The organism is Hymenobacter mellowenesis (genome assembly GCF_030581005.1).
Lineage (GTDB): Bacteria > Bacteroidota > Bacteroidia > Cytophagales > Hymenobacteraceae > Hymenobacter > Hymenobacter mellowenesis.
Genome location: NZ_JAUQSX010000004.1, coordinates 62126 through 81868 on the forward strand (window position 1 = coordinate 62126; position 19743 = coordinate 81868).

Here is a 19743-nt window from a genome sequence, read left to right on the forward strand (position 1 = left end):
ACGTCATGCCGAGCGCAGTCGAGACATCTCGCGTGGGGTGGTAATTCAAGTGTCTGTCATCCTGAGCATTCTGCTTTAATCGCAGAATGCTCAGGATGACACAAAGCGTACAGTTCCTAGTCCACCCGCCGCAGCCGCAGATAATCCAGCATGGCTTGGTTCACCGCCCCGTTCATGTTCTCATTGGCCGGCTCAAAGGCCAGGGTAAGCTTGTGCGTCCCTTTGGCCAGCCGCACCAGAATAGGGTTTGAGAAGCCCCAGTTGCTCCACTCGCCGGTGCCGCGCTGCGGCAGCACCACCGTGCCCAGCTGCTCGGCGCCGCGCCGCAGGGTGCGGATGGCGCACTTGTTTTCAGTGTTGATGGGGCCGTTGCCGTTGGCGTAGCGGAAATCCACGGCGTATAGTCCGGTTTCGGGCACGGTGACGGGGATGGTGAGGGTGGTGTTTTTGCTTTTGCTAATTTCAACGAATCCTTTGCCAGTGAAGCCTTTGTAGGGTAGAGATGATTTGGGCACTGTGGTTTCGAGTTGTACCTGCTGATTAGCAGTTGCCGTCCCAGCGTCGACAGGTTCGCTGGCGAAGGATTCATGCCCGTATTTGTCGACGGCGATGACTTGATAAACGGCCATCGGCTCAGGCGGCACAGCATAAAAATGGTCATCGGCAGTAGCAACTAAAACTCCGTTTTTCAGCACCCGGTATTCCGTCACCTCGCTGATATTGGTCCAGCGGAGCTGACCCTTTTCAAAGCTGGTGACGGGTGTTTCAGGCGCAAAATGGACACGCGCCGGATGCGTGAACTGGCTGGCCAGCGCCTGGCTCTTCAGCACAATGCGCACTGTATGGCGGCCCGTGAGGCGGTCCGGCACCGACGCATCGGGCAGCGGCTGCCCGTCGAGCGTGATGCTGCTGATTTCGTTGCCAAAGCCATCCATCTCAATGTCCAGCACCGCCTTGCGGTAGCGGAAACCGCTCAGCCGGCGTTTCCCCTGAAATGCCTGCGGCACGAAGGGCCGGAACCTCAGCCGGTCGGCCCCCCATTGCATTCCAAAAAGCACTTTATACACCAAGCTCAGGCTGCCCGAGAGGCTCCAAAGCATGTTGCTGGAATTGATTTGCGTGCCGGCAAAGTCCCCGTTTTCGGCCACGAAATTTTCCTTGTTCGTCAGGAACAGCGCCGCCGGCCGGTAGATGGCCGCCATGCTTTCCAGCACCGACTGCTCATTGCCGGCCCGGGCGCCAGCCAGCGCCCAAAAACTCTGCACGAACGGCCACACGGCGTTATTGTGGTAGGGCGGGATGCCCGGAATCTGCGGGTAGATGCAGGGAATGCCGAAGGGCGTGGTGGGAGTTTTGCGCACCACTTCCTGCGCCCGTTTGGCATCTGCCACGCCAAAAAATACGCTCAGGGCTTCGCCCAGGGCCTCGGCGCGGGGCGAAAGCACCAGCGCCGTGCGGCCGTGCAGGAACTGCCCGTAGTAGCCTTTCTCGGCCTGCCACAGGTGTTGGTTGATGCCGCGCCTGATGGTTTCGGCGCGCTGCTCGTGTTGCGCGGCCACGGCCGGCTCGCCCAGGAGTTGGGCCATGAAGGAAAGCACCACGTTGGCTTGGTAATGCACGGCGTTGGTGCCCAGGTTTTCCGATTGGTAAATGTCCACCGGCTGCATCCAGCGCGGGTAGGTTTGCTCACGCCAGTCCAGAAACGACGACTCGCCGCGCACCAGGCCGGTGGCCGGGTCGTAGGCGTTCTGCACGTCGTCGGCAATCGAGTTTTTGATAATTGGGTACACGCGCCGCAGCCAGGCCTCGTCGCCCGTCACCTTATAAATCTCCCAGGCCGCCGTGGCCCAGATGATGCGGTCTGTCGAGCACGGGTAGGCCCCGCCCGTGCCGGTGTCCTGAATAATGCGACCCTGCGGGCTCACCTTGCGCAACAGGCTGTTCATGGCCACCTTGGGCTGCAAGGCGGCCTGCGCCAGAATGATGCTGTAGCTGATGTCGCGCGTCCACACGCCCGCCCACTCCTTGCCGGTGCGGAAAGTGCTGTCGGGTTCCACGGCGCGGCGGGCCTCTTCCAGCGCTAAGTTGTAGAGCGCGTCGGCCAGCGGGTAATCGGACGAATATTGCGGAAAATCGGCCGTGTCAATGCTTTGTTTCCACTGTCCAGCAGTGGTTTTGGCGGCGGCCGGCTGGTTCAGCGTCAGGGTGGCTTCGTAAATGCCGTTGCCGTCCGGGTCCTTCATTTCCAAGTCGGGCTTGTTCACCAGGTTGTCGAAATCCCAGCTCAGCGGCGCGGCCGAGCCGGCCACGAACACGTGCTTAAAATCCTGCTGGTACAGCTTCTCGCCCTTGAAATTGGTGTAGTAGCCCTGCTTTTTGAAGGCCGCTAGCACCTGCCTCATATCCAGCCGGATGCGGACCGGCGTATTCGGCGCCAGGTAGGCATCGGCCGGCCGGGGCGTGGCATCCACGTAGCGCTGGCCGAAGACGATGGGCGGCGTTTCGATGGCCTCGCCGCCCGGCCGGGCCACGGCCAGCAGCTGATGGTCCTGGCCGGAAGGCATCTCGTTGTCCTTGCCGTTGATGCTGAACTTGAACGCCACCTGCGGGCTCAGAAACGCATTGGCCGGGCTGTGGTAGTTCGATACCAGTTCGGTAGCCGATAGTGCCCGCGCCTCAAACGGGCCTTGCACTACCCGGTCGGGGTAAAGCGTGTAAGCATCGGATTGCCAGACGGGCGCCGCGCTGGCGGGCCGGGCCGGTGTGGCCACTTGGTTGGCAGTAGTGCCCGCGGCGGGCTTTGGGGCTTGGCAGGAAAGCATTGGCAGGAAGGCCAACAGGCTGGCCGATAGGAGAAATAGTTTCACGGGCAATCAGGGCGAACAGGGTGGGAGGGTGGGTACAAAGGAACAAACGGCCACCTTGAAAGTAGGGCGGGGATTTGGCTCGGAATGCGGAGATTTTCACTTAGCCCAGAAGCTTCTGAAAATGTTGGCTCCACTGATTAAATATTAACTATGTTTAATTAAATTTCAGAATTATGACTCGCTTATTCATCGTAGATGACCACGCTTTGGTCCGGAACGGCCTGCGCGCCGTGCTGGCGGCCGAGCCCGACCTGCAGGTGATAGGCGAAGCCGCCGACGGTCACGCCTTGCTCCACCAGCTTCCTGCCACCCCCGCCGACATTGTCCTGCTCGACCTCAGCATGCCTGGCCTGGATGGCATGGCCACGGCCTGCCGCCTGCGGGAGGATTTCCCGGCAGTGGCCATTCTGGTAATTTCCTCGCTGGCGCACGAGTGTACAGTGGCCCAGGCGTTTGCCGCGGGGGCGCGCGGCTACATTCTTAAAAATGCCGCCGCCAGCGAGGTCGTGGCGTCCCTGCGCGCCGTGGCGGCCGGTCGGCGCTTTCTATCCACCGAAATAGGCCTGGCCATGCTGCACAAAGTGACTCATTCCGGTTCCTCGGTGCCGGCGCCCTCCGCCAATGCGACCGAGGCGCTGACTAGCCGCGAGCAGCAGGTGCTGCAATGCGTAGCCGATGGCCTGACCAATGTCAAAATCGCCGATAAGCTGTTCATGAGCAAGCGCACCGTGGAAACCCACCGCCAGAACATCATCGCCAAAACCCAAACCAAAAACACGGCTGCCCTTATCAAATTTGCTGTGCAGAACGGATTGCTTCTGCAGGCCCAGCCCGGATAGCCGACGAAAAAGCCTGGGCTCTGCACCGACCTTCTGCCAGCACATGCCCGCCTTTCCAATGAGCCGCGTCATCAGTCAGTAAAGCCACTGAAGCCGCCGGTCCAGCTGCTTGGTGCGCTGCTGGAAATGCCGTCGCTGGTCTTCCGGGTGCGCCTCCACGTGCAAAAAACAAGAGGCACTCATCGTCATCATCACAAGCGTATGAGCAGAGGTATTGGCTTGCCATTCAGCGAGGAGCTGGCTTGATATGCTTCTGCTTGGCTTCAAGGTGTTGGTTTCGCATTTGCAACCAAATAAGAGAAGGGCCTGGATGAGCTGGGGTGACCCGTAATGGCAGTTTTGCGTGGGCTCCGATGGCGAGGGCAGCGCTAAAACCTGTTTGAAATTTATAGTCTTTCGTTTGATTCCCGTTTTTTGACCTATCCTGACTGCCGGACCTTTGCCAGGCAATTGCGGAGCGGCAGGGCCGCGGCCGCCACCCAAGCCGTAAAAGGGCCGGCGCACCCTAATTGGCCGCTGCCGGAACCGTCCGTTGAATCAACTTTCTTCCTACGAAATCATGCAAACCGTTGAACTGAACAATGGGGTGAAAATGCCCCTGCTGGGTTTTGGCGTCTTCCAGGTGCCCGACCCCATCGAATGCGAAAACAGTGTTTTTGAAGCCATTAAAGCCGGCTACCGGCTGATTGACACGGCCGCCGCGTACATGAACGAGGAGGCCGTGGGCAAGGCCATCCGGCGCAGCGGTGTGCCGCGCGAGGAGCTGTTCATCACCACCAAGCTGTGGGTGCAGGACGCCAGCTACGAGGGCGCCAAGCAGGCGTTTGAAACGTCGATGCAGAAGCTGGGGCTCGATTATCTCGACCTCTATCTTATCCACCAGCCTTTTGGCGACGTGCACGGCGCATGGCGGGCCATGGAGGAATTCTATCAGGAAGGCCGCATCAAAGCCATCGGCGTGAGCAACTTTGCCCCCGACCGCCTGATGGACCTGATGGTGCACCACGAGGTGGCGCCCGCGGTGAACCAGGTAGAAACCCACCCCTTCCACCAGCAGCTGGCGGAGCAGCAGTTTATGGTGGATAATAACGTGCAGATTGAGTCTTGGGGGCCATTTGCCGAGGGCAAGAACAACTTGTTCCACAACGAGTTGCTGCAGGGCATCGCCGGCAAGTATCAGAAGTCGGTGGCGCAGGTGGTGCTGCGCTGGCTCACGCAGCGCGGCGTGGTGGCCATCCCGAAGTCGGTGCGCCCCGAGCGCATGGCCGAAAATTTCAACATCTTTGATTTCGAGCTGAGCCCGGAGGACATAGAATCCATTAAAACGCTCGACACCAAGGCCAGCCTCTTCTTCGACCACCGCGACCCCGCCATGGTGAAGTGGATTGGCGAGCGCAAGATTCACGATTAGTCGCGGCGCTTTGCCCGCTTGTCCCGCCCTTTATTCCTCCTGATGATGAACCCGGAAGCAATTTCTACGACGCCCCAGGTGGTAAATAGCCATGCCAAGGTGAGTGCCCAGGAGCTGAAGCTCAAAGGCTTCAAGGCCTACGAGGTAGACACGGCCGTGAACCCGGGGCTGGCGTATCGGCGGCGCGACTTCTACAAGGTGGCGCTGGTGACCAGCCACTGCACCGTGCACTACGCCGACCGCAGCATCGAGCTGAAGGGCACGTGCCTGATGTTCGCCAACCCGCACATTCCCTATTCCATCGAGCTGCACGAGCCGCGGCTGAAGGGCTACTCCTGCCTGTTCACCGAGGCGTATATGAAGGAGAACGACCGGTCGGAAAGCCTAAACCAGTCGCCGCTGTTCAAGGTGGGGGGCACACCCATTTTTCACCTCAGCCCCGAGCAGGTGACCTACGCCGAGGGTATTTTCCAGAAAATTCTGGCCGAGCAGAGCACCGATTATCTGTACAAGGGCGACCTGATTCGCACCTATCTGCAGCTGCTCATTCATGAAGCGTTGCGCATGCAGCCGACGAGCAGTTTTGTGCAGCACCAGAATGCGTCATCGCGCATCACGGCCCTGTTTCTGGAGTTGCTGGAGCGGATGTTTCCCATTGAAAGCCCGGAGCAGGCGCTGCCGCTGAAATCGGCCCAGGACTTTGCCCAGCAGCTGGCCGTGCACGTCAACCACCTCAACCGGTCGGTGAAGGAAGTGACTGGCAAGTCTACCACTACGCACATCGCCGAGCGCATCATCGGCGAAGCCAAGGCCCTGCTGCACCACACCGCCTGGAGCACGGCCGAAATTGCCTACAGCCTGGGCTTCGAGTACCCCACTTACTTCAACAGCTTGTTCAAAAAGCACACGAGCACCACCCCGCAGGCTTTCCGCAAAGCCATGTAAAGGGTGCGGTGTTTCACTTCCTGGTGCCCCGCGCACCGCCGGCGCCGGCCATTGGCAGGGCTGCTTGCTATACTTTTCAAACCAATTAGTTAGGGTTTCAAACAATGCTGGCAGCGGGGGCAACCACCACGCAGCCAGCCAGTATATACCCTGCCGGGCCGTGGCTGCTATCGGATTAGCAGGGGTTCCAGGCACCTTTTTCGAAGCCACACCCGGTATGCCTGCGGCCTACGGTGGCCAGTAGCCGGCTTCTCTTTTCGTGGGTTCACGTTCGTCTTTTTATTTCCTTCGCTATGTCGTCTGACCTGTTCCCCAACGCCGATACTCCGCCGCTTGCCGACAACTCGCGGCGCTCGTTCCTGAAGCAAAGCGGCGGCATTCTGGGCCTGGCCCTGGCCCCGCCGCTGGCGAGCCAAGCCGAGCGGCTCACGGCTTATTCCAAGGTCATCCAGGGGGCCACCGACATCACGCTGCGCGTGAATAGCCAGGCCCACACCGTGCGCGTCGAGCCGCGGGTGACGCTGCTCGACACGCTCCGGGAGCGGCTGGATTTGACCGGCACCAAGAAAGGCTGCGACCACGGCCAGTGCGGAGCCTGCACGGTGCACATCAACGGCAAACGCACCCTCTCGTGCCTGACGCTGGCCGTGATGCAGCAGGGCAAGGAAATCACCACCATCGAAGGCCTGGCCAAGGGCGACGAGCTACACCCCATGCAGGCGGCCTTCATCAAGCACGACGGCTTGCAGTGCGGCTACTGCACGCCCGGCCAGATTATGTCGGGCGTGGCCTGCGTGCAGGAAGGCCACGCCACCACCGACGCGCAATGCCGCGAATGGATGAGCGGCAACCTGTGCCGCTGCGGCGCCTACCCCAATATTCTGGCCGCCGTGCGTGAGGTAGCCAGCCAATCCTCCAAAGGCTAACCCGATGAATGACTTCAGCTACACCCAGGCCGCCACGGCCAAGGAGGCCACGGACCTGCGCAAGGCCACGCCCGCGGGAGCCTACATTGCCGGCGGCACCACGCTGCTCGATTTGATGAAGGCCCACCTGGCGGAGCACCCGCAGCTGGTCGACATCAACCAGCTGCCCCTCAAAGGCATCGAGCAAACCAAAGATGGGCTGCGCATCGGGGCACTGGAAACCATGAGCGACGTGGGCGAGCATCCGCTGGTGGTGCAGCAGTACCCGGCCGTGTCGCAGGCGCTGCTGCTGGCGGCCTCGCCGCAGCTGCGCAACATGGCCAGCCTCGGGGGCAATATCCTGCAGCGCACCCGCTGCGGCTATTTCCGCGATGCCGCTTTCCCGTGCAACAAGCGCGTGCCCGGCTCCGGCTGCCCCGCCCTGGACGGCGACCACCACAACCTGGCCATTTTGGGGGTGAGTGATTCGTGCATTGCCAACTCCTACCCGGGCGACTTGTCGGTGGCCCTGACCGCCTTTGATGCGGTGCTGACCCTGGAAAAAGCCAAAGGCAAGCAGCGGCAGGTGCCCCTCACCGAGTTCTACCTGCTGCCCGGAAATACGCTCCAGCGGGAAACCGTGCTGGAGCCCGGCGAGCTGATTGTGGCCATCACCATTCCCGCGGCCACGCATGCCCAGCGCTCGACCTACCTGAAGGTGCGCGAGCGCAGCAGCTACGCCTACGCCCTGGCCTCGGCCGCGGTGGGGCTGGATGTGCAGGGCGGCACCATTCGCGCGGCCCGCGTGGCGCTGGGCGGGGTGGGGGCCCAGCCCTGGCGTTCCCGCGAGGCCGAACGAGTCCTGACCGGCCAGCCGGCCACGGAAGCCACTTTCCGCGCCGCGGCGGCGGCTGCCCTGCAGGGCGCCCGGCCGCGGGAGCACAACCGCTACAAGGTGGAGCTGGCTCAGAACACGCTTGTGCGCGCCCTGCAGCAAGTGGCTGGTTAGCCTACAAGTGAAACGTCATGCAGAGCGCAGCGAAGCATCTCGCTCGGCTCGTTAAACGATTGATTTACTGCTGCACGCGAGATGCTTCGCTGCGCTCTGCATGACGTTCATTTATGGATACTGAACCGCAATTCTTTGAAACCAACGCCGCGCCGGGCGTGGTGGGGCAGCCATTGAGCCGCGTCGACGGCTGGGCAAAAGTGACGGGCCGTGCCAAGTACTCAGCCGAGTACAACCAACTGCCCGGCCTGGTGCACGCTGTGCTTCGCACCAGTGACGTAGCCAAGGGCCGCGTGACCAGTATCGATGCCAGCGCGGCCCAGCGGCAGCCGGGCGTGCTGGCCATCTTTACGCACGAAAACCTGCCCAAGCTGGCCAAAACGCCGAACAACCCCGAGGACCAAAAAGCCTTCGCATCCTCGCCGATGAGCTTCTTTCCAATGGCCTCGGACCAGGTGCACTACGCTGGGCAACCCTTAGCCATGGTGGTGGCCGATACGCTGGAGCACGCCCAGTACGCCGCCGCGCTGCTCAAAGTGAATATTGCTGCGGAGGTGCCCACCGCCTCCTACCTGGACCCCAAGGCGACGAGCTACGTGCCGAAAAGCGTGAAAGGCACGGAGGGCGTCACCAAGCGCGGCGACGCTCAGGCGGCCTTCCGCAATGCCCCGGTGCAGCTCACGGCCACTTACCACCACGCCACCAACCACCACAACCCCATGGAGCCGGGTGCCACCACCGCCCACTGGGAAGCGCCCGACCGCCTGACCGTGTACGACACCACGCAGGGCGTGTCGGAAACGCAGAAGACGCTGGCCGCCATGCTGGGCCTGGCCACCGAGCAGGTGCGCGTCGTGACCAAGTACCTCGGCGGCGGCTTCGGCTGCAAGGCCTGGGTGTGGCCCCATGTGGTATTGGCTCCGCTGGCCGCCAAGGCCGTGGGCCGGCCGGTGAAGCTGGTGCTCACGCGCCCGCAGCAGTTCACCGGCATGGGCCACCGCGAGGAGCAGGAGCAAACCCTGCGCCTCGGCGCCACTAAAGAGGGCAAGCTGCTGGGCATCGTGCACGAGAAAACGTCCACCACTTCGCCGTGGGACGACTACGCCGAAACCAACAGCCGCATCATCAATATGCTGTATGCGCTGCCCGCGTTCGAGTCGACCTACCACTTGGCCAAGGCCAGCGTAATGACTTCGACCTCGACCCGCGCGCCGGGCGACATGCCCGGCTCGTTCGCCATCGAGTGCAGCATGGACGATTTGGCCTACCAGCTGGGCCTGGACCCCATTCAGGTCCGGCTGCTGAATTACGCCGAAAAGGACCCGACCAACGGCCATCCGTGGTCCAGCAAAAGTCTGAAGCAGTGCTACGCTCGCGGCGCCGAGCTGTTTGGCTGGAGCCAGCGCAACCCCAGGAACGGGCAGACGCGCAACGGCAAGCTGCTGGTGGGCTACGGCATGGCCACGGCCTCTTATCCCGTACACAACTCGCAGGGCAACGCCCGGGTGCGTCTCTACGCCGACGGCCGCGCCGTGGTGCAGGCCGGCGCCACCGACCTGGGCACCGGCACCTACACCATCATCACCCAGGTAGCGGCCGATGCGCTGGGCGTGCCGCCCCAGAACATTCGCTTCGAACTGGGCGATACCATCCTGCCCACCACGCAGTGGTCGGGTGGCTCCACGGCAGCGGGGCGCGTTTCCTCGTCGGTGTACCTGGCGGCCCAGGAAGTATGGCAGAAACTCATCAAAATGGCTGTTATCGACCGGAAGTCGCCGCTGTATGGAGCCAAGGCTGCCGACGTGGTGATGGAGAAAGGCCGCCTGCAGCTGAAAGCCGACCCGGGGAAGGGCGAGGCCTTCGGTGAGGTGATGAAGCGCGCCAGCCTGAGCGACGTGGAAGGCACCGCTCAAGGGCGCTACGGCAGCATCTACAAAGAGCCCGGCGCGGCCGCCGATGCCAACATGAACAAGGAGGAAAAAGACGCCGCCGCCGGCTACTCCATGCACGCCTTCGGCGCGCACTTCTGCGAAGTACACGTCGACCCCGAGCTGGGCACCGTGCGCGTGGCGCGCTGGGTGAGTGTGATGAGCGCCGGCCGCATTCTGAATCCCAAAACGGCCCGTTCGCAGGTCATCGGGGGCAGCATCTTCGGTATCGGCGCGGCCCTGATGGAACAGACGGTGCGCGACCCCAACCTGGCCCGCTACACCAACGCCGACCTGGCCAGCTACCACGTGCCCGTCAACGCCGACATCCCGGACATGCGGGTGGATTTCATCGACGAGCACGACCCCCACGTCAACGCCATGGGCGTGAAAGGCATCGGCGAAATCTCCATCGTGGGCGTGACGGCCGCCGTGGCCAACGCCGTGTTCCATGCCACCGGCCGGCGCCTGCGCTCCCTGCCCATGACGCCCGACAAGGTGCTGGCCGCCATGCGCCAACCCGCCTGATTTCCTGCAATAATTTCCTTTTAAACAACGGCCCTGGCCGTCTTATTTCTGCCGATTAGGCAATAGCCATTTTTATTACACACCATGGAAAAGCGAAAATTAGGCACTAGTGGCCTGGAAGTATCGGCCCTTGGCCTGGGTTGTATGGGCCTGAGCTTCGGCCTGGGCCCCGGGGTAGCCCCCGACGAGGGAATCAAGCTCATCCGTGCGGCCTTTGACCAGGGCGTGACTTTCTTCGACACGGCCGAAGCCTATGGCGAGCTCAATGAGACGATGGTGGGCCAGGCCTTGGCATCGGTGCGCGGCCAGGTGGTGATTGCCACCAAGTTCGGCTTCAAAAACGGCGCCCCGCCCGAAGGCATGGACAGCCGGCCGGAACGCATCCGGCAGGTCGTAGAGCAGTCGCTCCGGCGTATGAAGACCGACTACATCGACCTGCTGTACCAGCACCGCGTCGACCCCAACGTGCCCATGGCCGACGTGGCCGGTGCCGTGAAAGACCTCATTCAGGAAGGCAAGGTGAAGTACTTCGGGCTCTCGGAAGCGGGCGCGGCCGCCATTCGCCAGGCGCACGCGGTGCAGCCCCTGTCGGCCTTGCAGAGCGAGTATTCCCTGTGGTGGCGCGAGCCGGAACAGAGCGTGCTGCCCACGCTCGAAGAGCTGGGCATCGGCTTCGTGCCCTTCAGCCCGCTGGGCAAGGGCTTTTTAACGGGCAAGATTGACGAGAACACCGAGTTCGATAAGAACGACTTCCGCAACACCGTGCCCCGCTTCTCGCCCGAAGCCCGCCAGGCCAACCAGGCGCTGGTGAATCTATTGGGCACCATTGCCACCGACAAGCAGGCCACGCCCGCGCAAATCGCCCTAGCTTGGCTGCTGGCCCAAAAGCCCTGGATTGCCCCTATTCCCGGCACCACCAAGCTGCACCGCCTCGAAGAAAACCTCGGCGCGGCCCAGGTGCACCTGACGCCCGCAGATTTGCAGCGAATTGAGCAGGCCCTGGCCCATGTGGAAATCCAGGGCGCCCGCTACAACGAGAAGTCGCAGCAAGCTATCAACCGCTAGCCAGGCATCGCCACTCAGCCCCAAACAGACACGCCCCCTGGCTGCTACGTTAGCCGGGGGCGTGTCTGTTTGGGGCTACTCGCACCGTCTCTTCTACTGAGCCGGTAAAACCGAAAAACCCGCCTGCTTGTCGCAAACGGGGTTTAAAGTGGAGATGCAGGATGCCGAACTATGCCAGCCCTACCCGACGAATCGGGTAAGCACTGGCCGCACGGCCATTGGTGGCACCACGCAGTTGCCGACTACACCCGGTAGAACCGGCGCGGCGGTGGGTGCATTTTCAGCCGTTGCACCCACCCGGGCCCAGGCGTCGAGCAGCAGCGGCCCGTATCGCGTCAGGGTGTCGTAGCCGTACACGCTGGCCCCGGCCAAGTGGCCCAGCGCCACCTCCTTTAGGTTTTGGTCGCCGTAGGAGCCCCACAGCACCATGTCGGCCCCGGTGTGGCGCGGGGTGTGGGTAGAGATGACGCGCCACAACGGCAGCGGCTCCTCCACCGGCACGCCCTTTTTGAAGCGCACCCGCACGAAAACACGCTCCAGCCCCGCGAGCTGCGCCAGCTCCTTCATGTACTCGTTGCGCTTCTGCTGGCTGATGAGTGGCACCTTGCCCTCCCACCGCTGCCAGATGCTGGCGGCCAGTGGCGGCATGGGGAAGCGCACTTGGTCGCCCGTTTTCTTTTGGTGAAACGAAAGCACCAGCACCGTGCCCCGGCCCGGCCACTGCTCAGCCGTGACGTGGTGCGGTTGGATGCGCCGCAGGTCGGAATCGCGCACCAGCATTTGCGTTTGAAACAGCAGCCGCTCCCGCTCGCGGATAAGGTAGCCCTGCCTTACGGGGTCGAGCTCTACCCGGCGCAGGGCGCCCAGCTCGTCCTGTTGCAGCGTGACGGCACGCCCGAAGCGCACCCGCATAGTCAGCCAGCTAGGTATATGCAGCTCGCTGATGCGAAAGCAGTTTCGCAAAAATCGAACGTGCTGAACCACGGTTGTATCGCTGAGGCCCAAGCCCTGCAGGTGGCCGGTGTACTTGATGAACACGGCGCGCGTCACCTGGGCCAGCTTAATGCCGTGGTGGTACCGTTCCAAATGGTCGACTACCTGCTGATACCGGCGCAGGGCGTCGGGCGTCGAGTGCGGGTGTTCATCTTTCCACTGCTGGTAGAGCTGGGCAAAGGTCGGCTCGGCCGAGGGTGCCACTTCCGCCGCTGAGGTGGCCGCTTCCTCCTTTTTGTTGCCCAGGGCGTGCAGCTGCTCGGGCGTGACCGGCTGGCCCAGCGTTTCGGCCAGGGTGAAGGTTTTCTGTACGTCGGAGAGGAGGGAGGTAAGGCGTTCGTTCAGGGCCGAGCTATTGGGGTCGCGGGTGGAAATGATTCTTCCCGGCTTGGCGGCTGCGTTGAAGTGAACAGGTAACGTCCGGACGCCGGTGGGCAGCTTGGCCCGCAGCTTCTTCTTCTGCTCGCTCCAAGCAACATCAAGCACCACCCGGCACCGCCCATCCGCCAGCGGCCGGCTGGTGAGCTGTCGAAAAGTAAAGCCTGGCATAGTAGGGGAGTTACATAATTTTTCCTTCCGTCACCCGTTGCACCTTCCAGATGCTCACGATGTCCTCCTCGTTAATCGTCAGGCTGCCCGCGCGCTCGTTATCCGAATGCAGCGTGAGGGTGCCGTTGCGGCTCAGGTCGTTGTCCTTGATGCGCTTTACCACGAAGTGGTTACCGAACACAATGGCGTAAACTCCTGAGGTCATATACTTGAAATTTGATTTATCTACCAACGTGCAGGCCACGAACCAGCCGCTTAGCAGCGTGGGCTCCATGCTGTCCCCGTCGATTTCCATCTCGATACTGCCGTTTTTTCGCATTTCAGGGGTAGGATTTTGGATAAGTGAAAGCTCATAGTCCTCGAATCCGGCATCCGACGCGAACGATTCGGCGAAGGAGGCGCGGGCCCGCACGGGGACGCGGGGCAGATATAACGGCTCGTCATCGGTGGGGCGCGCAGGCCGAATCCGAGCATTGGAAATAGTATCTTTTTGCTTTGTTGTTGCATCGCCGGCATTAACGCCGCCGATGCCGTGCTCTATATATTCTGGTGTGGTTTTGTAGAGTTTAGCCAAGCAGTGCAGGGTTTCAATGCTGATGCGAATTGTTCCATCCTTTTCGTAACGACCCAGCGCCGCAAAACTTCGGGCCGCTTTGGGGTCGGCTTTCCGCAAGGCTTCTTCTACTTCCTTGAGGGTAAGGCCGCTTTTTCGGCGCAGTTCAGCTAGTCGTGTGGCTTGGTTGGGGTTCGGTGTCATGGCGGTGTCGAAGGATGGAGGTGCAATTTTAACTCCTATTCCTACAACTTGCTACAACGTGTAGGGAATTGTAGCGACAAGTAGCGCAGAGGAAAACTATTTAGCGTGAATTATCGTTTTGCTACAAATACTCCCTATATTTGTCTTCCAACCAACCACATAAACCCATGCCAGATACCCTCACGCCCCCTCCGGAAACCGCGCTCGTCTGGATTCGAGCCCAAATACCCGAGCCGCTGCACACTGCCCTTCAAAAGCTGCAAGCTCAGGCTTTTGTCGATAGTGGAAAGCGCCAAAACTTTGAGGATACGCTCATTACAGTTTTGGAGGCAGGTAAAAAAGCACTTACTCAGCCTGCCGAGTAGCACCCCCTTTTTTTGCCCCGCTCTTAACGTTTTTTGTATCTGCTTGCCGTTAATTGTAGCCAAATGATAACTCCAATGCTCACGCTTCAAATTGCTCCCGGCCAGAACCTGGCCGTGATGCTTTCGGACCCTGCCCAGGCCGAGGTAATGGCTCAGGCCGCCGGCCAGTTCGCCAGCGAAAAAGCCAAGCAGCAGGAGCTCAGCCGTGCCTACCACATGGGCGCCAACATTACGCAAGGCTGCGACTACGACGACCGATTAACCGTGCGGCTCAAAATGAGCGCCGATACGCTCTACCGCTACCTGAGCCTGCCGGTGAAGGATGGCGGCCTGCGCCACCGCCGCAACGGCAACAAGTACGTGGTGAGCGAAATAGCCTGCCGCGAATTCATGGGCGACATGACGCCCGAAGCCGACCCCAAAAAGCAGTAGCGCAATGGGCACGGTCTATCTCCTGCACTTCGATAAGCCACTGGCTCACGCGCAGCACTACGTCGGATTTACCAAGCGCGAAAGCCCGCTGCGGCGCCTGAAAGTGCATCGGGCCGGCCAGGGCGCCCGGCTTACGCAGGTGCTCAACATCGAAGGAATCACCTACCGAGTGGCCCGCATCTGGCGCAACGCCTCCCGCGCCTTCGAGCGCCAGCTCAAGAACCGCAACGGCTGCCGCTGCTTCTGCCCCCTCTGCCGCCCCGACCTCAAAAAATTTAAATACCGCCGCTGGCGGGCCTAATCCAATCCATTCACCCCAAACCATTTAGCACGATGGCAAACCCCTCAACAATCCCCACAACCCCAAGCCGGCACCACGTCAGCGAGTGCGACCTGCCGGACATTTCCCAATCCCTCGCGGCCGGCGCTACCTACGTGCCGCAGATTGAACAGATGAGCTTGGCCGAAATCAAGGCGCAGGCCCTGGGCATCATCGCCGACGCCGGCCTGCCCAAGATGGAGGTAGCGGTTCACCAGAGCCTCGGCCGCGACGACCATGCCGATTATCAGCTCTTTGCTTACGAGCCTGTTTTCCTCACCATCGCCGTGAGCGCATTCGCCGCCAACTCGCCCGAAGAAGTGCTGGCCGTTTTCTCCAAAAAGCTGGGCGCCTGGGCCCGCGACACTAAGCTGCTGCCGGCTGTGCAAAAGATGGAAGGGAGCCTCGCCAGTGCTTAGCCTTCAAATCCTGCCCCCCTCGCCGGGCACCACCACGCGCATGGTTTCCGGCCGCTGCTGCGCCGGCCAACTGCGCGAGGCAGCCAAGAAGGCCACCGAAAGCGCCCTCGACAAAGCCCACCAGCGCACCCTCACCGAGGCGGCGGCCACGGCCAGCCGCCGCGCCGATTCCATCCCGGCCCTGCTGCTGCTGGTGCTGGTGCTGGCCGGCCTCACCCAATGCTCGACGACTCGGGCCACGGCGCCGGCCGAGGCCCACGCCACCACGGCCGAGCACGCCGCCCCGGTGAATGTGCGCGGCTGGCACGAAGTCGATACCCTCGAAGAATAGCATAAAAAAGCCCGCCCAGTAGCACCTGGGCGGGCAGGATTCAACCGAAGTCAAACCCCTCATTTCCTGCAAATATATGGCAACCGCCGATAATAACACCAGCGCCAGCAAGGCCCTGAGCACCAAAGCCAGCGGCACCAAGAAAGTCAAAGCCGAGAGCTTCGACATTTCCCGCTCCGATGAAACCCTCGACTTGGCGAAAGACCTCGCCAAGTTCATCTTGGAAAACAAGCTCACTACGAACGTGCAGGGCAAAGAGTTCGTGAACGTGGAGGGCTGGCAATACGCCGGCTCCCGCCTGGGCATCGTGCCCATCATTGAGCACGTCATCAACGTGAGCAATGAGCACGAGCTGAAATATCAGGCCAAAGTGACGCTCTTTGACCTGCGCCACAACGCCACCGTAGGGGCCGGCTTCGCCGTGTGCTCGAATAAGGAAGCCGGCAAAAAATTCTATCAGGAATTTGCCATTATGTCGATGAGCCAAACGAGGGCCATCGGCAAGGCTTACCGCAACTGCTTGGCCTGGATTATCCGCGCCGCCGGCTACGAGCCCACGCCCGCCGAGGAGATGGACTATAACACCAGCGCCACGGTGCTCGCCGCCCCCGTTGTACCTACAGAGGTAGGGTACACCGCTGACGAAGCCGTGAAAGCTGTGCTGGCTGTGAACACCAGCGCCGACCTACGCACCCTCTGGCCCAACCTGAAAGAGCACAAGGGCCACGAGCTTTTTGATTTGGCTTGCAACGCTACGAAAGTGCGCTGGGACGCCCCCGAACATAACAGCCCCTCGGCTGAGAATGCCGTGGCCAGCAAGGCACAGCGCGACTTGGCGCACAAGCTGCTTGCCTCCAGCAAAAACGACGGCTACCGCGCCGACGCCCTGCAACTGCTGGTAGATGCGGGCCTGCCCTGGGTAACGGCCAGCACTATTGTAGACACGGCCCAGCGCAACATTCAGGCGCCCGAGATGCGGGTAGTAGGCACCGACGAAGCGCACGAGCCCTCCAAGCCTGTGCAGTACGCTACGGCCGCCCAAAAGGAGCAAATCATTCGGATGCTGAATCATCCGGTGATTACCCGCCCCGAGAAGACGAAGATGCTGCTCAACATCAACCGACTGGACGAGGAGCGGGCCAACCAAGCCATTGCCAAGCTGCAAAGGGCAATCGATGACCGCGAGAACGGCGGCCCTAAAGCTGCCTAGTCGCCATGCTGGTAACTGCTCAATCCGAATTTATTCCGCGCGCCTGGGCCCCGTTCGACGCCTCGGAGGCGCTGGATTTCTGGCTCCGGAACCCGTTGCTGCGCCACTTCTACGCGAAGAAAATGGCCGCTACCGAGGCCCTGGCCGCGACGCTGACGGACAATGCCGACAAGCTGGCCAAGACCTGGGCGCTGCGGCAAATGCAATTCCACTGCTGGCTCTACAGGAACCCCAAACCTGAGGGCCTGCCCTCGCTGAGCTGGGACGAATTCCGCGACGTGATGCACCGCATTGAGGACAAAAGCGAGCGTGACCAAGTGCGCAGCTTCGCCCGCGCCTACCACCTGGCGCCCTATGAGCTGCGCTGGCTGGCCGACCGAGTGGAGGCCGTGCTCGCGGCCCGCGCTGAGCCGGTGCTCAGCTAGAAAAACGAAGGAGGGGCCGCGCTCGAACGCGGCCCCTCCCATTCTTTAACTACTTCTTAGACAAAGATAATGGAATCCACTTTTGATTTTTCCAAACGTTTCACCCCCAAGCGGAAGCTTGAATTCGCCCAACTGCTCAAAAGCATCTCGCGCCAAATTGGCTTCAAGGTCAGCTCGCGCGGCTGGTGCTACATCATGGAGCAGAAGGGCCTTATTAATAAGGACCAATTCGACCGGGTGGCCGACGCCATCAACGACCTGCGCCGCCAGGGCATGATTCCGGTGGATTTTGTAGCTGAGGAATCGGCCCGCCAGTTTCAGGGTGTAGAGGAGGAATACGATGGCGACGTTGATGACGTCATCGGATGGATGACGCGCGACGTGCTCAACGGCGGCAAGTACTTCACCCCCGACTGGTGGGAGGATGAAGAATATTATATCCAGTGCGTAGTCGAAAAAATCGACCTCGTGACCCTCTTTGCACCTGTTTGCGAGAAGTTCAAAATTCCGATTGCTAACAGCAAAGGTTGGTCATCTATTCTCCAGCGGGCCGAGTATGCCCGCCGCTTCAAAGAGGCCGAGGATAAAGGGCTGAAGTGTGTGCTGCTCTACTGCGGCGACCACGACCCCGACGGGAAGCGCATCAGCGAAACGCTGCGCAACAATCTGGAACAGGTGAGTGAGGTAACCTGGGGCGATGGGACGGACGGCTACGACCCCGCCGACCTCATTATTGACCGCTTCGGCCTGAATTACGATTTCATCAAGGCCAACGGCTTTACCTGGATTGACAACCTCATTACGGGCTCGGGCGGCAACCTCGCCAGCCCGAGGCACCCCAACCATAGTTTGCCCTACGTGCAGGAATACCTCCGCACCATCGGGGAGCGCAAGTGCGAGGCCAACGCCATTGTAACGCTGCCGCGCGTAGCTCGGGCGATGGTACGCCAAGCCATTGAGAAGTACCTGGGCGAAGGTGCCGAGCAGCGTTTCGAGGAAAAAATGCAGGCACGGAAGGATGAGTATAACGAGCGACTGAAAGAAATCGGGCTCTACGACATCATCACCGATTTCCAGGCCGGCCGCAATAACGAGGACGAGGACGATGAATAGCCCGCAGCTCTCCATTAGGGCGCTGCTCGACAGCGACAACCCCGACCAAGTGCTGGCCGAATATTACGCCCGCTGCTCACCTGAGCAGCGGGCCACGGCCCACAGCAACGTGGCGAAGGGGTTGGCCGTGGTAGAGGAGCACCCGCGCGGCACGCTGGGCGAGTCCCTGCGCCAGCATCTGAACATCATTGTGGCCGAGCAGCGAAAGCTGGGGGAGGTGCCCAATGAGTGAGGCTCAATACTTCCAGCGCACCACCTCCGTAGGCCGTGGCCAGGAGAGCGCCGAAAAGAAGAAATGCACTTGGCACACCGAGTATTTCAAATACTACACCGATAAGGAAGGCGCGTGGCTGCTCTGCTCGGTGAATGAGTGCGAGGATAAAACGATGTGGTTTTCCAAGCCCATGCCGTTCCCTGTGCCGCAGCGGGCCCAGCCCAGCACCGCCAAGGTGTATGCGGCTGCCCTGGCTCGTTATGAAGTAGTGGCGGCCAAAAAGAAAGCTCAGGCCGACACCGACAGGGCTGCTAAAAAGAAGCTGGCCGAGATGCGCGCGGCCCTGGGCTCGCTTTCAAAGCCCGCGCCAGTGCGCAGCGAAGCATCTCTACCGCAGCCCGTGGCCGCTGAACCGGAGGCAGTAATCGAACAACCGGCGCCGGCAGCCGTGGCAGCTCTGCCGCTGGCTACCGGGCCGCAGCTACTCGATGACTTCACGGTAATCGATACCGAGTTTGTGCCCGAGGGTGCTCACCTGCTGGAAGTGGCCGCCATTCGCTACATCAACCTGGAGCCCCGCGAAGCCTTCGTGTCCTTCGTAGCCTACGGCGGTTTCCTGCCCCGCTTCGTGACTGAGCTAACGGGCATCACCGCGCTACACCTGCACGGCGCCCCCTCCGAGAAAAAGGTGCTGGGCCTGCTGCGCCAGTACGTGGGCGACTCGCTCATTGTCTGCCACAACGTGCCGGCCGATAAGCGCATCATCGACGCCACCCGGGCCCGCCTCGGCGCCACCGACGAACTGCCCAACCCCTGGCTCTGCACAATGGCGCTGGCCCGCAAACGGCTGCCCAAAGGCCAAGGGGTGGGCTTGGCCGACCTGTGCCAGCATTTCAGCATCCGGCGCCGTGGTGAGCACCGGGCAAAGGCCGACGTGCTCATGACTTTTCAGGTGCTGCGCAAACTCCACGAGCTGCAGCCCATCACGCGCGGCGAGCTATTCGGCGCACCCAAGCCCAGCAAGGGCAAGAAAAACACTGTACCGGCCGGCCCCGGCCTTTTTGTCGAAGCCGCATGAGTGCCGCCCAAGCCGTCCTGATGAACGCCGCCGCTGGCGGT

General features: G+C 61.5%; 20 protein-coding genes. 17 read left to right on the top strand and 3 right to left on the bottom strand.

Features of this window, described 5'->3' with window-relative positions; all coding sequences use genetic code 11:
* Positions 1-116: 116 nt before the first annotated feature.
* Positions 117-2867, bottom strand: a complete 2751-nt coding sequence (locus Q5H92_RS08735) for an alpha-L-rhamnosidase-related protein (protein ID WP_305011130.1) — start codon at positions 2865-2867, stop codon at positions 117-119.
* Positions 2868-3040: 173 nt separating this feature from the next.
* On the opposite strand from Q5H92_RS08735, the gene Q5H92_RS08740 reads away from it, so the two are divergent.
* The 7 genes from Q5H92_RS08740 (at position 3041) to Q5H92_RS08770 (ending at position 11497) form a co-directional block, all read left to right on the top strand.
* Entirely contained in the window at positions 3041-3706 is a 666-nt protein-coding gene (locus Q5H92_RS08740; protein ID WP_305011131.1) for a response regulator, read from the top strand.
* Positions 3707-4265: 559 nt separating this feature from the next.
* A complete protein-coding gene (locus tag Q5H92_RS08745) occupies positions 4266-5117 on the top strand; it encodes an aldo/keto reductase (RefSeq protein WP_305011132.1) in 852 nt (283 codons plus the stop codon).
* Between the two features lie 18 nt (positions 5118-5135).
* Positions 5136-6062 (top strand): helix-turn-helix domain-containing protein, encoded by a 927-nt coding sequence (locus Q5H92_RS08750; RefSeq protein ID WP_305011133.1) that lies wholly within the window; start codon positions 5136-5138, stop codon positions 6060-6062.
* A 293-nt stretch (positions 6063-6355) separates the two neighbouring features.
* Positions 6356-6988 (top strand): (2Fe-2S)-binding protein, encoded by a 633-nt coding sequence (locus Q5H92_RS08755; protein WP_305011134.1) that lies wholly within the window; start codon positions 6356-6358, stop codon positions 6986-6988.
* A gap of 4 nt (positions 6989-6992) precedes the next feature.
* Positions 6993-7976 (top strand): FAD binding domain-containing protein, encoded by a 984-nt coding sequence (locus Q5H92_RS08760; RefSeq protein ID WP_305011135.1) that lies wholly within the window; start codon positions 6993-6995, stop codon positions 7974-7976.
* A 113-nt stretch (positions 7977-8089) separates the two neighbouring features.
* Positions 8090-10432: a xanthine dehydrogenase family protein molybdopterin-binding subunit gene (locus Q5H92_RS08765; RefSeq protein WP_305011136.1), complete on the top strand. Its 2343-nt coding sequence runs from the start codon at positions 8090-8092 to the stop codon at positions 10430-10432.
* Positions 10433-10516: 84 nt separating this feature from the next.
* The gene (locus Q5H92_RS08770) at positions 10517-11497 is read left to right on the top strand and encodes an aldo/keto reductase (RefSeq protein ID WP_305011137.1); all 981 of its coding nucleotides are present in this window, start codon (positions 10517-10519) and stop codon (positions 11495-11497) included.
* A 180-nt stretch (positions 11498-11677) separates the two neighbouring features.
* On the opposite strand, the gene Q5H92_RS08775 is transcribed toward Q5H92_RS08770, so the two are convergent.
* Both Q5H92_RS08775 and Q5H92_RS08780 read right to left on the bottom strand, forming a co-directional pair.
* Complete coding sequence (locus Q5H92_RS08775) at positions 11678-13039, bottom strand: phage integrase SAM-like domain-containing protein (RefSeq protein WP_305011138.1); 1362 nt, start codon at positions 13037-13039, stop codon at positions 11678-11680.
* A gap of 10 nt (positions 13040-13049) precedes the next feature.
* Positions 13050-13796, bottom strand: coding sequence for a LexA family transcriptional regulator (locus tag Q5H92_RS08780; protein WP_305011139.1), 747 nt, complete (start codon positions 13794-13796; stop codon positions 13050-13052).
* Positions 13797-13963: 167 nt separating this feature from the next.
* Here Q5H92_RS08780 and Q5H92_RS08785 point away from each other — a divergent pair, with 167 nt between their 5' ends.
* The 10 genes from Q5H92_RS08785 (at position 13964) to Q5H92_RS08830 (ending at position 19702) form a co-directional block, all read left to right on the top strand.
* Complete coding sequence (locus Q5H92_RS08785; RefSeq protein ID WP_305011140.1) at positions 13964-14161, top strand: hypothetical protein; 198 nt, start codon at positions 13964-13966, stop codon at positions 14159-14161.
* 75 nt (positions 14162-14236) lie between these two features.
* Complete coding sequence (locus Q5H92_RS08790; protein ID WP_305011141.1) at positions 14237-14593, top strand: hypothetical protein; 357 nt, start codon at positions 14237-14239, stop codon at positions 14591-14593.
* Between the two features lie 4 nt (positions 14594-14597).
* Positions 14598-14894 carry an endonuclease gene (locus tag Q5H92_RS08795; protein WP_305011142.1) on the top strand — a complete coding sequence of 99 codons (297 nt, stop codon included), beginning with the start codon at positions 14598-14600 and terminating at the stop codon, positions 14892-14894.
* Between the two features lie 32 nt (positions 14895-14926).
* Positions 14927-15331, top strand: a complete 405-nt coding sequence (locus Q5H92_RS08800; RefSeq protein WP_305011143.1) for a hypothetical protein — start codon at positions 14927-14929, stop codon at positions 15329-15331.
* Positions 15324-15662, top strand: a complete 339-nt coding sequence (locus Q5H92_RS08805; RefSeq protein ID WP_305011144.1) for a hypothetical protein — start codon at positions 15324-15326, stop codon at positions 15660-15662. Before Q5H92_RS08800 ends, Q5H92_RS08805 begins: the two co-directional genes overlap by 8 nt.
* 76 nt (positions 15663-15738) lie before the next feature.
* Positions 15739-16872, top strand: a complete 1134-nt coding sequence (locus tag Q5H92_RS08810; RefSeq protein ID WP_305011145.1) for a hypothetical protein — start codon at positions 15739-15741, stop codon at positions 16870-16872.
* A gap of 5 nt (positions 16873-16877) precedes the next feature.
* The gene (locus Q5H92_RS08815; protein WP_305011146.1) at positions 16878-17297 is read left to right on the top strand and encodes a hypothetical protein; all 420 of its coding nucleotides are present in this window, start codon (positions 16878-16880) and stop codon (positions 17295-17297) included.
* Between the two features lie 69 nt (positions 17298-17366).
* The gene (locus Q5H92_RS08820; RefSeq protein WP_305011147.1) at positions 17367-18410 is read left to right on the top strand and encodes a hypothetical protein; all 1044 of its coding nucleotides are present in this window, start codon (positions 17367-17369) and stop codon (positions 18408-18410) included.
* Positions 18403-18642, top strand: a complete 240-nt coding sequence (locus tag Q5H92_RS08825; RefSeq protein ID WP_305011148.1) for a hypothetical protein — start codon at positions 18403-18405, stop codon at positions 18640-18642. Before Q5H92_RS08820 ends, Q5H92_RS08825 begins: the two co-directional genes overlap by 8 nt.
* A complete protein-coding gene (locus Q5H92_RS08830; RefSeq protein WP_305011149.1) occupies positions 18635-19702 on the top strand; it encodes a 3'-5' exonuclease in 1068 nt (355 codons plus the stop codon). Before Q5H92_RS08825 ends, Q5H92_RS08830 begins: the two co-directional genes overlap by 8 nt.
* Positions 19703-19743 lie beyond the last annotated feature (41 nt).

What these genes read in the sequence shown, in the direction of transcription:
- Q5H92_RS08815 (WP_305011146.1), top strand. Translation starts at nt 16,878, where the DNA reads ATGCTGGTAACTGCTCAATCCGAATTTATTCCGCGCGCCTGGGCCCCG.
- Q5H92_RS08825 (WP_305011148.1), top strand. Translation starts at nt 18,403, where the DNA reads ATGAATAGCCCGCAGCTCTCCATTAGGGCGCTGCTCGACAGCGACAAC.
- Q5H92_RS08780 (WP_305011139.1), bottom strand. Translation starts at nt 13,796, where the DNA reads ATGACACCGAACCCCAACCAAGCCACACGACTAGCTGAACTGCGCCGA.
- Q5H92_RS08770 (WP_305011137.1), top strand. Translation starts at nt 10,517, where the DNA reads ATGGAAAAGCGAAAATTAGGCACTAGTGGCCTGGAAGTATCGGCCCTT.
- Q5H92_RS08765 (WP_305011136.1), top strand. Translation starts at nt 8,090, where the DNA reads ATGGATACTGAACCGCAATTCTTTGAAACCAACGCCGCGCCGGGCGTG.
- Q5H92_RS08800 (WP_305011143.1), top strand. Translation starts at nt 14,927, where the DNA reads ATGGCAAACCCCTCAACAATCCCCACAACCCCAAGCCGGCACCACGTC.
- Q5H92_RS08740 (WP_305011131.1), top strand. Translation starts at nt 3,041, where the DNA reads ATGACTCGCTTATTCATCGTAGATGACCACGCTTTGGTCCGGAACGGC.
- Q5H92_RS08745 (WP_305011132.1), top strand. Translation starts at nt 4,266, where the DNA reads ATGCAAACCGTTGAACTGAACAATGGGGTGAAAATGCCCCTGCTGGGT.
- Q5H92_RS08775 (WP_305011138.1), bottom strand. Translation starts at nt 13,039, where the DNA reads ATGCCAGGCTTTACTTTTCGACAGCTCACCAGCCGGCCGCTGGCGGAT.
- Q5H92_RS08795 (WP_305011142.1), top strand. Translation starts at nt 14,598, where the DNA reads ATGGGCACGGTCTATCTCCTGCACTTCGATAAGCCACTGGCTCACGCG.
- Q5H92_RS08785 (WP_305011140.1), top strand. Translation starts at nt 13,964, where the DNA reads ATGCCAGATACCCTCACGCCCCCTCCGGAAACCGCGCTCGTCTGGATT.
- Q5H92_RS08810 (WP_305011145.1), top strand. Translation starts at nt 15,739, where the DNA reads ATGGCAACCGCCGATAATAACACCAGCGCCAGCAAGGCCCTGAGCACC.
- Q5H92_RS08760 (WP_305011135.1), top strand. Translation starts at nt 6,993, where the DNA reads ATGAATGACTTCAGCTACACCCAGGCCGCCACGGCCAAGGAGGCCACG.
- Q5H92_RS08830 (WP_305011149.1), top strand. Translation starts at nt 18,635, where the DNA reads ATGAGTGAGGCTCAATACTTCCAGCGCACCACCTCCGTAGGCCGTGGC.
- Q5H92_RS08755 (WP_305011134.1), top strand. Translation starts at nt 6,356, where the DNA reads ATGTCGTCTGACCTGTTCCCCAACGCCGATACTCCGCCGCTTGCCGAC.
- Q5H92_RS08820 (WP_305011147.1), top strand. Translation starts at nt 17,367, where the DNA reads ATGGAATCCACTTTTGATTTTTCCAAACGTTTCACCCCCAAGCGGAAG.
- Q5H92_RS08790 (WP_305011141.1), top strand. Translation starts at nt 14,237, where the DNA reads ATGCTCACGCTTCAAATTGCTCCCGGCCAGAACCTGGCCGTGATGCTT.